The 13,324-nt window shown below is 40.5% G+C and carries 8 protein-coding genes; all 8 read left to right on the forward strand.

Features of this window, described 5'->3' with window-relative positions; translation table 11 throughout:
- The first annotated feature begins 25 nt into the window (after positions 1-25).
- Positions 26-943 (forward strand): dihydrodipicolinate synthase family protein, encoded by a 918-nt coding sequence (locus tag HC965_RS12945; RefSeq protein WP_191031839.1) that lies wholly within the window; start codon positions 26-28, stop codon positions 941-943.
- 10 nt (positions 944-953) lie between these two features.
- Entirely contained in the window at positions 954-2,138 is a 1,185-nt protein-coding gene (locus HC965_RS12950) for an AGE family epimerase/isomerase (RefSeq protein ID WP_191031840.1), read from the forward strand.
- Positions 2,139-2,175: 37 nt separating this feature from the next.
- Entirely contained in the window at positions 2,176-3,339 is a 1,164-nt protein-coding gene (locus tag HC965_RS12955) for an exo-alpha-sialidase (RefSeq protein ID WP_191031841.1), read from the forward strand.
- A 10-nt stretch (positions 3,340-3,349) separates the two neighbouring features.
- The gene (locus HC965_RS12960; RefSeq protein ID WP_191031842.1) at positions 3,350-4,621 is read left to right on the forward strand and encodes a sialidase family protein; all 1,272 of its coding nucleotides are present in this window, start codon (positions 3,350-3,352) and stop codon (positions 4,619-4,621) included.
- 10 nt (positions 4,622-4,631) lie between these two features.
- Positions 4,632-7,898 (forward strand): TonB-dependent receptor, encoded by a 3,267-nt coding sequence (locus tag HC965_RS12965; RefSeq protein ID WP_191031843.1) that lies wholly within the window; start codon positions 4,632-4,634, stop codon positions 7,896-7,898.
- Between the two features lie 22 nt (positions 7,899-7,920).
- Entirely contained in the window at positions 7,921-9,471 is a 1,551-nt protein-coding gene (locus HC965_RS12970; RefSeq protein WP_191031844.1) for a RagB/SusD family nutrient uptake outer membrane protein, read from the forward strand.
- A 48-nt stretch (positions 9,472-9,519) separates the two neighbouring features.
- Positions 9,520-11,562 (forward strand): fimbrillin family protein, encoded by a 2,043-nt coding sequence (locus HC965_RS12975; RefSeq protein WP_191031845.1) that lies wholly within the window; start codon positions 9,520-9,522, stop codon positions 11,560-11,562.
- 109 nt (positions 11,563-11,671) lie between these two features.
- Entirely contained in the window at positions 11,672-12,919 is a 1,248-nt protein-coding gene (locus HC965_RS12980; RefSeq protein WP_191031846.1) for an alpha/beta hydrolase family protein, read from the forward strand.
- Positions 12,920-13,324: the final 405 nt, after the last annotated feature.

Below are 13,324 nucleotides of genomic sequence, written 5' to 3' on the forward strand. Positions count from 1 at the left end.
TATATAATTTATAAAAAATAAAATTATGGAACGAATTAAAGGACTTATTGATGCACCGTTTACACCGTTTTATGAAAATGGTGAAGTGAATTTGGAACCGATTGAAGCATACGCTAAAATGTTAGTAAAGAATGGCTTGCAAGGTGTATTTATTAATGGCTCTTCCGGTGAAGGTTATATGCTTACCGAAGAAGAACGTATGAAACTGGCAGAACGCTGGGTATCTGTTGCTCCGAAAGGTTTTAAAGTGATCGTTCATGTTGGAAGTTGTTGTGTGAAAGCAAGTCGTATGCTGGCTGAACATGCACAAAAGATAGGAGCGTGGGGAATTGGTGCTATGGCTCCGCCGTTTCCGAAAATTGGACGCATTGAAGAATTGGTGAAATACATCGAAGAGATAGCGTGTGGTGCACCTGAACTTCCTTTCTATTATTATCATATTCCTGCATTCAATGGTGCTTTTTTGCCAATGGTAAAACTGTTGGAGGCTGTGGATGGACGTATTCCCAATTTTGCCGGTATTAAATATACTTTTGAAAGCATGTATGAGTATAACCAGTGCCGTTTATATAAAGATGGTAAATATGATATGCTGCATGGACAAGATGAGACGATTCTTCCTTGCCTGGCTATGGGTGGTGCTCAGGGAGGAATTGGCGGAACAACCAATTATAATGGAAAAGAACTGGTAGGTATAATCGAAGCTTGGGAAGCCGGTGATATTGAAACAGCTCGCGAGCGTCAGAACTTCTCACAGGAAGTAATCAATGTGATTTGCCACTTCCGTGGAAATATTGTAGGTGGAAAACGTATCATGAAACTGATTGGTCTTGATTTGGGTAAAAATCGTACTCCTTTCCAAAATATGACAGATGCGGAAGAAGCACAAATGAAAGCGGAACTCGAAGCAATCAATTTCTTTGACCGTTGCAATAAATTCTAAAAAACACTATATGAACGCTACAGAATATTTAAATCAATGGGCCACGTCTTATAAAAACGACATCGTGAACAACATTATGCCGTTTTGGATGGAACATGGACTCGACCGTAAACATGGTGGCGTGTATACATGCGTCAATCGTGACGGCAGCTTGATGGATACAACAAAGTCTGTTTGGTTCCAAGGGCGTTTTGGTTTTATTGCAGCTTATGCATATAATAATATAGAGAAGAATCCTGAATGGTTGGCGGCATCGAAGAGTTGCATTGATTTTATCGATGCATATTGCTTTGATACAGATGGCCATATGTTTTTCGAGGTCACAGAAGACGGAAAACCTTTGCGTAAACGTCGTTATGTGTTTTCTGAAGGATTCGCAGCTATTGCAATGGCAGAATATGCATTGGCAACCGGTGAAAAGAAATATGCAGAAAAGGCTTTAGAGCTATTTAAACGAACTCAATATTTCCTTGAAACTCCGGGGCTGCTCGAACCGAAATATTTGCCTACTATACAGGCAAGAGGGCATTCTATTACAATGATTCTGATAAATACGGCTTCCCGTATCCGTATGGCCATTGATGATCCTTTATTAACGGAACAAATTGATAATTCAATAGCTGCATTGCGCAGATATTTTATCCATCCTGAATTTAAAGCTTTGCTTGAGATGGTCGGACCTGACGGTGAGTTTATTGATACATGCAACGGACGTGTTATTAATCCGGGACATTGTATTGAAACTGCCTGGTTTATAATGGAAGAAGCTAAATATCGTAATTGGGATAAAGACTTGCTTCAATTGGCACTCCAAATTCTTGATTGGTCTTGGGAGTGGGGTTGGGATAAAGAGTTCGGCGGAATAATTAATTTCCGTGATTGCCGTAATCTTCCTTCTCAAGATTATTCCCAGGATATGAAATTCTGGTGGCCGCAAACAGAAGCTATTATCGCCACTTTGTATGCTTATCAAGCTACAGGAGATGATAAATATCTTCAAATGCACAAACAAATAAGTGATTGGACCTATGCTCATTTTCCTGATAAAGAATATGGTGAGTGGTATGGTTATCTTCACCGTGACGGTACTGTTGCCCAACCCGCTAAAGGGAATATATTTAAAGGTCCTTTCCATATACCTCGTATGATGATTCGCAGTTTTACGCTTTGCGAAGAATTGCTGAAAAGTAAGTAATATATTATTTATCCTTTTCATTTTAAAGTTTTGTTATATGCCTATCTTGAAAGACATATTTTTTATAGGTATTCTGCTCCTCCTCTCGATAACGAGAGGAGAGGCACAGCCTACTTCACTGAATAAAACTTCTGAATTTACCAAATATACAGTTTTCTCCGCAGGGGATGATAACGTGAATAGTTATCGTATTCCTTCATTGTTGACTGCAAAAGATGGTTCATTACTTGTCTTTTGTGAAGCACGTAGAGAAAGTTGGCGGGATAAAAGCCGCACAGATGTAGTGGTAAAACGAAGTACTGATAATGGAAAAACATGGTCTGTAATGCAAGACTTGACAAAAGGAGACTCCGGTGCATATATGGATCCTACCCCCATTTTAGATTCAAATACCGGACGAATCCTTCTTTTTACAACCTTTTGGCCAGCGGATGATCATTCTGGAGCCAATAACCGGGCGGTTCTAATATCTTCTGATGACAATGGGCAAACATGGTCAACTCCAACAGATGTTACTACGGAATTGATTCCTGACGGACGTCGTATCAATGGTTTCGGACCGGGAGCCGGGTTGCAAATGGTTGGAGAGCAATATAAAGGGCGACTGATTTTGCCTGCTCGTATTTCTGATGCAGAAGGTAAAGTTGCACATGATGTGGCTATTTATTCCGACAATCATGGTGAAACATGGAATGTAGGTGGAGATGCTGATGATGACAACGAATTTCAGATAGCTGAATCTCCTAATGGAGTATTAAGTTATAATGCCCGTGTAGCCGGCGCCCGTACAGTAGCATATAGTACAGATGGCGGAGAAACATGGAGTAAGGCGGTAAAAGACCCCGCTCTGCCTGGAGTATCGAAAGGATGCCAGGCAAGTATATTAGGGAATGGAGAGAAACTTTACTTTTCTGGTATAAAAGGTACGACTGAAACACCGGAATATGACGAACGTGCGACACTAACATTGTATAAGAGTGAAAATGGTGGGAAGAAATGGAATAATGGTCTTGTATTATATGATAAAGCTTCGGGATATAGTTGTATGTCATTTTTGCCGGATGGACGAATGGCTATTATCTTTGAAACGGCAGACACACAAGGGTTCACTAGAAAATCACTGCCTAATACCAAACCTCTCAAGCGCCCGGCGGGGTGGATGCGATTAGACTTAATCTTAGTACCTATTATTAATCTTTAATTTTTATATTATGAAAATCTTTTTGAAAAATATTTACTATGTTTTGGGCTTATTTATCATTATTGCCTGTTCGGATGATAATGTAAATAACTTCAGTCCTGTACCTTATCCAGATGAAGTTGCGAAACCTGATCCTGACCCTGAACCAGATTCTGGGCCGGTATGGGAAATTACTTCTCCGACAATTACTGTATTTAATTCAAAAGCAAGCAATGATGTGTCCTATCGTGTTCCTGCAGTTGCAGTTACAAAGAAAGGCAGTATACTCGTATTCTGTGAAGCTCGCTATGGAACTTGGCAAGATAAAGCTAGCCGAACAGATATTCTGATGAAGCGTAGTACTGATAGGGGAGTAACATGGACTGAAAAGAATTTAACTGTTCAAGCTACTTCTTCAAGATTGTCATATATGGATCCGACTGTAGTTGTTGATCAGGTCACAGGTAAAATCTTTTTGTTTACCTCTTTATGGGATGCTATGGGTAAAGAGTCTGCTAAGCAAGGTTATAATAATAGAGCTATCATGTATATTTCAGAAGATGATGGATTGACTTGGGCAAGAAAGGATCTGACTGATGAGGTTACAATTGGTATCTTTAGCGGTGCAACAAGAATGATTGGCAGCTTCGGTCCCGGTTCAGGAGTGCAAATGTTATCGAGTGAGCAATACAAGAATCGTTTGATTGTTCCCATACGTACTTTTAAAGTGAATGAAGATGCCGGAACCGTTTCAAATGGTGGAAATACAGCAATGTGGTCGGATGATAGCGGAATAACATGGGAAACCGGCCAACCTAATAAATCCGGTGAATGGACCGTAACAGAAGCTCCGGATGGTGCTCTGATTGGAAATATCCGTTATAAAGGATACCGCCAAAATTATGTAAGTAGAGATGGTGGAGCCAAATGGCCTTCTTTTGCAGATTATGCTCCGACAGCATTACCTACTCCTGCTGATGGCTGTGCAGGGAGTGTTGCTGTAAAGGATGACTGGCTGTATTATTGTGGCCCGAAAGGAATTACCGAAACAGGAGCTCATGATGATCGAGGTATATTGTACTTGGCTAAAGCTAAATTCTTTGGTGGTCATTCACATACCTTCGAACCGGCAGATCAAATGGTACTTTATGATAAAGCGGCAGGATATACATGCATGGCGTTTCTACCTGATGGTGATATGGTCATTGTTGCCGAGCTTGGTGATGAACCGGGATTTCAAAAACTGTCAATTCGTCCGGCCGGATGGATGAGATTGGAATTGTTTATATTATCTACTAAATAACCTCTTTAATATGAGAAAAATACATTTAAAGTGCTGCCGGAAGGTAATTTTCATGGCAGTAGCCATACTTTGCTCCATTGGCAGTATGTATGCGCAAGTCGGGCAGACGGTAAATGGCATTGTAAAAGATGCTGCGGGAGAACCTTTGATTGGTGTCTCTGTATTGGAAGTGGGCACATCCAATGGTGCTATTACAGATTTAGATGGAAAATATGCACTAACATTGACGAAGAGTAAATCAGTTCTTGCTTTTTCATACATAGGTTATGTTCAGCAGAATATTTCAGTGGATGGACGTAAGAATATTATGGTAGTGATGAAAGATGATGCTATAGGTTTACAGGAAGTTATTGTCACAGGTTATGGCAAGACTGTTACTAAGGATAAACTGACTGCTGCTATTTCCAAAGTGTCTTCTGAAGTTTTGGAAAAAGGGGTGCGTTCCAATCCGTTGACAGCTTTAGCAGGGACGGTTACTGGTGTGCGTGTTACGCAAACCTCCGGGCAACCGGGAGCAGGTCCTTCTATTCAGGTGCGTGCAGGTGCTTCTTTGGACGGTACTGGTAGTCCGTTGTATATTATTGACGGTGTGCAGAAAGATGATATGAATGATATCAATAGTAATGACATAGAGTCTATTGAAGTTTTGAAGGATGCTGCTGCAACAGCATTGTATGGTGCGCGTGCCAACAATGGTGTAGTATTGGTAACTACCAAGAGTGGACATGTGGGAAAAACAACCGTAACTTTGAATGTAAATATAGGTAAGGGTTTTGCTCGTGACAATTATAATTTTATGAATGCACGCGATTATCTGTATTGGGAACGTATGGCTGCAAAACGTAGTGGGGACGATTTGAACCTGGTGAATGGATGGGGTACGGGAAATGACATTACTGCTGATGGAAATAAAAGTAGTAATGGTATCTATAGTACATCTATTCTAACGGATAAGAATAAATATCTTTTGGACTATGGTTGGCAGTCGATGAAAGATCCTGCATCAGACAATTATTTGTTGTTCAAGGAAACTGATTTTATGAAATTGAATACACAGGATGCATGGACACAGGACTATAATATTTCATTTTCCGGTGGAAATGATAAGGGTAAATATTATTCAAGTATCGGATATTATGATGAAACAGGTTTTCCATTGGAGTCAGGATATCAGCGTTTATCTTTTAATTTGAACGGTGAATATAAGATTAAAAGCTGGCTGAAGGCTTCAGGTTTTGTGAATTTTTCACGTTCAGAAACCAATCCTAATTACATGAGTGATGCTAATTTTTGGAGTGTGGTGGCTGCGGCTCCTCCTACCTTCAAGGGGGCTAATTTGGATGGGACAGTTATTACACTGCTCAACAATACCCAAAATGCCAACTGGAATGAAATGAAGAACTACTATTATCGTAGAAATACAGCTTACAAGACTACACTGGGAACTTCTTTCCAAGTAGACTTGATGAAGGGATTGAGTTTGAAATTGAGTGGAATGTGGTATCTTTGGATGAAGGAAACAGAATCTTTTGATAAAGAATTGCCTACTGCCCCCGGTAAGTTAAATTCCAACCGCAAGGCTTCTGCCACTTATGCACGCAAGTTAGATCAAACCTACAATGCTATTCTTAACTACAATGCTTCGTTCGGTGAACATAATGTCAGTGCAGTCGGTGGTTTTGAAATGATAGATAAGTATAGTTATGGACTTTCAGCATCGGGGCAGGGAGCCACTTCTGATGATTTTATTGGCTTGCAGTTCACTGAACCGTTGGATGCTAATGGGAAATCTACCCGTAACATGTCTACTACTCATACGCAAGAGCGTATTATGTCTGGTTTCGTTAACGCAACCTATGATTATAAGAGCAAATATCTTTTCTCTTTTTCTGGGCGATATGACGGCTATTCCAAGTTGGTGGACAATCGTTGGGGATTTTTCCCCGGTGTTAGTGCCGCATGGAATGTTTATCGTGAAGACTTTATGGAGAAATATCTGGATCTGTTTTCCAACATGAAAGTGCGTATGGGATACGGACAGAATGGTAATGTGAATGGTATCGGATTGTATGAATTACAGGGTAGCTATGGGAATGCCGGTAATTACAACGGCATTTACGGTCTGTTGATTGATGATATTGCCTATCCCGGATTACGTTGGGAGAAGACGACTTCTTTTGATACTGCCATCGAGTTGGGATTATTTAATAAAGTAGATTTGACCGTAGGTTACTTCAACAAGAAAACTACCGATCTGATTGCCGATGTACCTTTAGCTTCTTCATCCGGAGTAGGTTCGATGACTACAAATAATGGTGCTGTGCGCAGCCAAGGTATGGAACTTGAAGTCAATTACCGTATTTTTGATCGTAAGGATTTTAAGTGGAATGTGGGTGCTAACATCACTTTCGTGAAATCTAAAATACTACAGTTGCCCGATAACGGTAATGTAAATAACCGCCAAGGTGGTACAGAAGTTTACAAAGGCAAGGGCAGTAATGAAACCGTATGGATGGGTGGAATACAAGAAGGACAATCTTATGGAGATATCTATGGATTTAAGATGATGCATGTAGTGCGTGACGAGGCAGACTTGGCAAATTATGCTTATTATGTGGATAAGATTCCTTCCAAACCGGTATATGGTCCGGCAGCTTATGCCCAGTTAACGGTCGAACAGCAAAAGAATGCGCAACAGTTGGCTCCGGGTGATGCAGTATGGTACGATGTGAATGGTGACGGAACTATTGACACATATGACCAGGTGAAGCTCGGCAATGAAATTCCAAAATGGATGGGTGGTTTCAATACATCTGTTACGTGGAAAGGGCTGACACTTTTTGCCCGTTTTGATTATGCGCTGGGTTATAAGAAGTGGAATAGCGGTTATCAATACTTTATGGGTATTACTTCCGGACACTTTAATGTACCGGAATTGGCAAAGAAGACATGGACAGAAGATAATCCGGGAGCTGAACTTCCAGTATTAGTAACTAATGATACTAACTTTAAGAAGAACTATACTCGTAACACTTCATTGTTATGGGAAAATGCTTCCTATCTGTGTGCCCGTGAAATCTCTTTGAGCTATGACCTGCCATCACAGTGGACAAGAAAAGCCATGATGGAAAAGGTGACGGTGACTCTTACCGGTCAAAATCTATTCTACATAACGGATAATCATCTCTATACTCCCGAATATGGAACTACCAGTGGTAATAAAGGCGGCTATGCTTTACCCAAAACAGTTTTGATGGGCTTAAAGGTTGTATTCTAAAATCATAAAGAAAGGTAGTATTATGAAAAAAATAAAATATATATTATTAGTGTTGTTGATAGGAGCCATGCAGTCTTGTGATTATTTGGATTTGAGTCCGGTAGACTCCTATGGTATTAGTAACTATTGGAGCACCAAAGATCAGGTAGAACGTTTTGTGCGTGGCCTGCATTATCGTGTCCGTGAGCGTCAGGAAGTATTATTCAAAATGGGTGAACTAAGGGGTGGAACCTTTTACGGCTCAAATTCTTCCTTATTCAATCAAACTATCAGTGATGTGCCGGCTGTGACAAACAATCTCACTGTGGCTAATTATGTAATAGGTAATTGGGGAAATTTCTACATGGACATCATGCAGATTAACCATGCTATCCAGTCTGTTCCCGGCAGTTCTGCTTTAAATGAAACTGAAAAGAACTATTATATGGGTATACTGCATGGATTAAGGAGCTTCTATTATTTCCACCTGTTCCGAACCTATGGCGGAGTACCTTTGATTGAGACTGCACGTGTTATGGATGGTAGTTTTACTCCTTCCGATTTAAATCAGCCGCGAGCTACAGAAGAAGAAGTATACGACTTTCTTGTTAGAGACATCAAGGCATCGGAAGATTATTTTGCAAGTGATGCATTTACCATTCATTCTACGGATAAGAGTTCTTATTGGAGCAAAGCGGCAACAAAGATGTTGAAAGCTGAAATCTTGTTGTGGGGATGTAAGGTGAAACCCATTGGCGGTGAAAATGTCTACTCGAAAAATACATCAGCAGACTTGGCGACAGCTAAACAGGCATTGCAGGATATTATAGATTGTGGTAAATATGATTTTGCTTCCAAGACCAACTTTGAAGAGGTATTCGATGTAACGAAGAAAGATAACAAAGAAATGATATTCGTTATCCGCTACATGCTGAATGAAAAAGAAAACTTCTTTAGTAAATTCATGTATCCTACAAACACCAATTTAGTAGGTTTCGAGAGTGCAGACGGTGTAGAGTACAAGGGTGATAATGTGAATCCTTTAAAGCTGAACGGTACGGCATCTAACTATCAGTATGCAAAAGATTTTTTTGATACGTTCAGCGAGAGTGATATTCGTCGTAGTGCCACTTTCTTTGATGTATATAAGGTAGACGGAGGGGCGGCAGCTATACTTTTGAATAAATATAAAGGAGAGCTTGATAATGATATACGTAAATTTACGAATGACTGGCCTATATACCGATATGCTGATTTGCAGTTGATGTTGGCTGAAATTGTGGCGTTGCAGGGTGGTGATCCTGCTACTTACATCAACAGTATACGTGAGCGTGCATACGGTTCTGCATATGTTGCCAATAAATATCCTCGGGAAGGCGAAACAGCAGAAGATGCAATTTTGGAAGAGCGTTCTAAAGAGTTTGTCGGTGAAGGTAAACGTTGGTATGATATTCGCCGTATGAAGGGTGGAGCCTTGGCTAAAGCTCTCCAAATCAGTGTCACGGGCGACCTTATTGAAAAACATTTGTTGTGGCCTGTCGATGCGACGGTATTGTCGAAAGACCCGTTGGTACAACAGACACCCGGTTATTAATCTGCTTGTCGGATTCATTTCATTCATTAAATTTTAAATCATACAAAGATGAAAAAACAATATATATATCCGGTCTTAGGACTCTGTGCAGCACTTTTTGCTGCTGCATGTAGTGACGATGACTATACTCAAACTGATTTTACGCACCCGGCGGGAGGAAACCAGATTTTCCTCAACTGTCAGTCACAGTTAGGTGATAATAAGACGGCTTGGGCGGCAGATAGCAAAATCGGTTTCTTTTGTGAACAGACAAAAACAGTTAATCTTGCCGTGGGAGTTGCAGCACCTTTTGTAGGACAGGTTGAAGGGATGTTTTATACGCAGGTAGCTTGGGACAAGGATGCGGGAGAACATACTTTCTATGCTTATACTCCTTACAATAAGGATAATACAACAGCAAAAGCTGTGTCTGGAGTCTTGAGTAATTCGCAATTGCAGTCAGGTACATCAAACACTCATTTGACGAACACCGCCTTGACGTATGCAGTGGCTAAATCTTCCGAGATAGAAAACGCTGTTCCGATGACTTTTAAGCATGCTTTGGGATACTTGGATGTTAATTGTAAAACAGCTGCTAAATATGTTGGTTGGAAAGTGAAGTCTATCGAGTTTTCCACAGAGGATGGCATTGCATTGGCTGGTGATTATAAGTTTGATCTAACTACCGGGCAGTTCACCATACCCGATGGGTCCTCTAAAATAGAGTTGAGGGTAGATAATGCCCCGGAGCTTGTTGCTAATGAAGTATTCCATGGATATATGTCCATGAACCCCATAGACTTGTCAGCGAAACAATGCAATGTAAAAGTAGCGATTGAAAAAGTAGGTGAGGACGATCTAAGTCTGACAGGAAAGATTTCTTCTGCCAAAATACTTGCAGGTAATATTAATGTGTTGAATCTGGAATTGGATGCTCTTACTGCCGAACTTCTGGAAGACTTATCTATCGATTTGAGTACAACAGAAACAGCAAACTGCTATGTAGCAGGGAAAGCAGGACAAGAATATCGCTTTAAAGCTACTGTCATGGGTAATGGAGCGATTACTCCTGCTATAGATGGAGATGAGACAAAGAAAGGTATCATTCCTTCTCCATTGGCTCCTGTATCCGCATCAATCCTTTGGCAGAGTGAAAGAAGTCTGATATCCGGTGTGAAACTGAAAAATGATTATGTTTATTTTACTTTGAACGGATCGGAAGAAACGGCGTTGAAGGCTGGTAATGCTGTAATTGCCGCTTATGATGGTGCGGGAACCATTGTTTGGAGTTGGCATATTTGGGTTACGGATGTGGATTTGGATGCTAAGGTACAGACCTATGTCATGCATACTGATTATAACACATTCCCGAATTACCAGTCACCAATGATGATGGATCGTAATTTAGGTGCAACGGATGATAAATTGTGGTCGGGAGCTACCGATCCTAAAGATTCGCATGGCTTATTCTATCAGTGGGGGCGTAAAGATCCGATTATTGGTCCGAGTGATGATGCAGCAAGTGTACACGCTACGGTTTATGATAAGGATAATGAGGTTGTAAGTTGGGATTTCACAGTTACAACATTGATATCAAGAGAGGAGATAGCCAAATATCCGATGAAATATATTAAAGGGGATAATTGGTTGGATGAAGATGCTTATGATTTATGGGGAAATTCAGCTATATATGAGAATAATGGTGGAGACGGTTCTATCGGTTCGAAATCCATCTACGACCCATGCCCTCCAGGGTATCGTGTTCCTCATCCTTATGTGTGGAGTGGATTTACATCGACAGTCAGTGGCGGTAATCATAAGACAGGTGCTGTTACTACGAGTGCTTCTGGCGATATAACGAAGCAGGGTGGAGTTACTTTTGCTAATGGCGGAACAGCTATTTATCCTAGCACTGGCTTTATCAATAATGGTGCGTTACAGCGAGTGGCTCCGGCAAGTAACGGTTGTATAAGCTTATGGAGCAATGCTGCAACAAAGAAAGATTTTGGTGCACAGTTCTATTATGATGCAACGAACTGTAATACACCTAAAGGGAATAAACGTACGTTTGGTTTTGGTGTTCGTTGTATGAAGGACGATACTGGAAACTAAAGATTAACTTCCTGTTTTATAAATCCTTGGCGTGCTTTTTGATAATCATGCCAAGGATTCTTTTCAGTATAGGATGACAGTTTTTTACTTTTATAATACAGACATTGCAATGGAAAAAAGTATAGTAGCTGGTTTATTAATGCTGATAGTTTGCAATAATATAGTTTTAGGCCAGACTTCGGATATGATAGGGCGGGAATATAATATTATTCAATCAAATCGGCAGGATGGACGATTTTTAAATACTTATGGAGTTGTTCACGCAATGCTTTCGCATATACAACCTGAATGTGCATTTCAACCGGAGATGACTTTCGAGGATTTTCGTGAATGGCAATGTAAAGTACGAAAGTCAATGCAGGAAATCATGAAGTTTCCTGATATAAAGGGGATGCCGGAACCTCGACGGATAGATAGCGCACAGCGTGACGGTTACAAACTGGAGAAATGGGAATTTTATCCCTTACCCGAATGTGTGTCTACTTTTTTAGTACTGATACCGGATTCTTTAGATAAACCGGCACCAGCCATCTTATGCATTCCCGGTTCAGGACAGAGTAAGGAAGGTTTGGCAGGTGAGCCGGGAATATCCCCCAAACTAAACGATGACTATCAGAATCCGAAAGTAACAATGGCTCGTAACTTTGCCAAAGCCGGATACATTGCCGTAGTTGTAGATAATCCCGCAGCAGGTGAAGCATCCGATTTGGAGCAATATGCCCGTGGTAGGAATTATAACTACGACCTCGTCTCCAGAGTCTTATTAGAGATGGGCTGGAGTTATCTCGGATATACTTCTTATCTTGATATGCAAGTACTCCAATGGATGAAAGCACAGCCCAGTATCCGTAAAGACCGGATTATACTGAGTGGTTTCTCTTTGGGTACAGAACCTTTGATGGTGCTGGGAACCTTAGACCCGTCAATCTACGCTTTTATTTATAATGACTTTTTGTGCCAAACGCAGGAGCGTGCTTTAGTAATGACAGCACCGGATAAAAACGGTACACGCCCTTTCCCTAATTCTATCCGACATTTAATACCTGATTTTTGGCGTAAATTCAATTTCCCCGACATTGTCGCTTCCTTGGCTCCACGTCCGGTGATACTGACAGAAGGGGGACTTGACCGAGATTTGAATCTTGTACGTACCGCATATAAGATTGCCGGACATCCTGAAAATGTAGAAATACATCATTATCCTAAATATGCTGATCCACATACTCGAACAAACATAGAAGCATTACCCAAAGGGATCGACAGAGATGAATTTTATAGATTAGTAAACGTAGATGGGGCTAATCATTATTTTAAATCAGAACTAGTTCTTCCTTGGTTGAAGAAATTTTTAGAGTAGACAGTAATATTCATTCCTATATCCCCAGGAAATAGAAAAGTAGAACAAAGTCCCTTCACCCTTCACTTTTCCCTATTCATCAATGTTAGCGGGTGAAGGGCTATTGTTCACTGGGAGTTCAACCTCCGTTTCATTATAGCAAATAATTTTTTCATTATAGCAAATCTAATTTTCATTATAGCAAATCGGAATATGCTTATAGCTAAATTTATTATGCTCATAGCTTCTATTTTTCTTCCTAATAGTTGAAACAAACATTGGGATGTTTATTTTAAAGACAACCAATGATTGAGATAAACTCTTCGAGTTTTGAAAAGCATCGCTTTAAGTAGGCTAAAGCTATGCTTTACAACCTCTAAAGCATAGCTTTATATCTCATAAAACGCTATGCTACATACAATAGCG

The organism is Bacteroides sp. GM023, assembly GCF_014750685.1.
Classification (GTDB): Bacteria; Bacteroidota; Bacteroidia; order Bacteroidales; family Bacteroidaceae; genus Bacteroides.

What these genes read in the sequence shown, in the direction of transcription:
- HC965_RS12945 (WP_191031839.1), top strand. Translation starts at nt 26, where the DNA reads ATGGAACGAATTAAAGGACTTATTGATGCACCGTTTACACCGTTTTAT.
- HC965_RS12950 (WP_191031840.1), top strand. Translation starts at nt 954, where the DNA reads ATGAACGCTACAGAATATTTAAATCAATGGGCCACGTCTTATAAAAAC.
- HC965_RS12955 (WP_191031841.1), top strand. Translation starts at nt 2,176, where the DNA reads ATGCCTATCTTGAAAGACATATTTTTTATAGGTATTCTGCTCCTCCTC.
- HC965_RS12960 (WP_191031842.1), top strand. Translation starts at nt 3,350, where the DNA reads ATGAAAATCTTTTTGAAAAATATTTACTATGTTTTGGGCTTATTTATC.
- HC965_RS12965 (WP_191031843.1), top strand. Translation starts at nt 4,632, where the DNA reads ATGAGAAAAATACATTTAAAGTGCTGCCGGAAGGTAATTTTCATGGCA.
- HC965_RS12970 (WP_191031844.1), top strand. Translation starts at nt 7,921, where the DNA reads ATGAAAAAAATAAAATATATATTATTAGTGTTGTTGATAGGAGCCATG.
- HC965_RS12975 (WP_191031845.1), top strand. Translation starts at nt 9,520, where the DNA reads ATGAAAAAACAATATATATATCCGGTCTTAGGACTCTGTGCAGCACTT.
- HC965_RS12980 (WP_191031846.1), top strand. Translation starts at nt 11,672, where the DNA reads ATGGAAAAAAGTATAGTAGCTGGTTTATTAATGCTGATAGTTTGCAAT.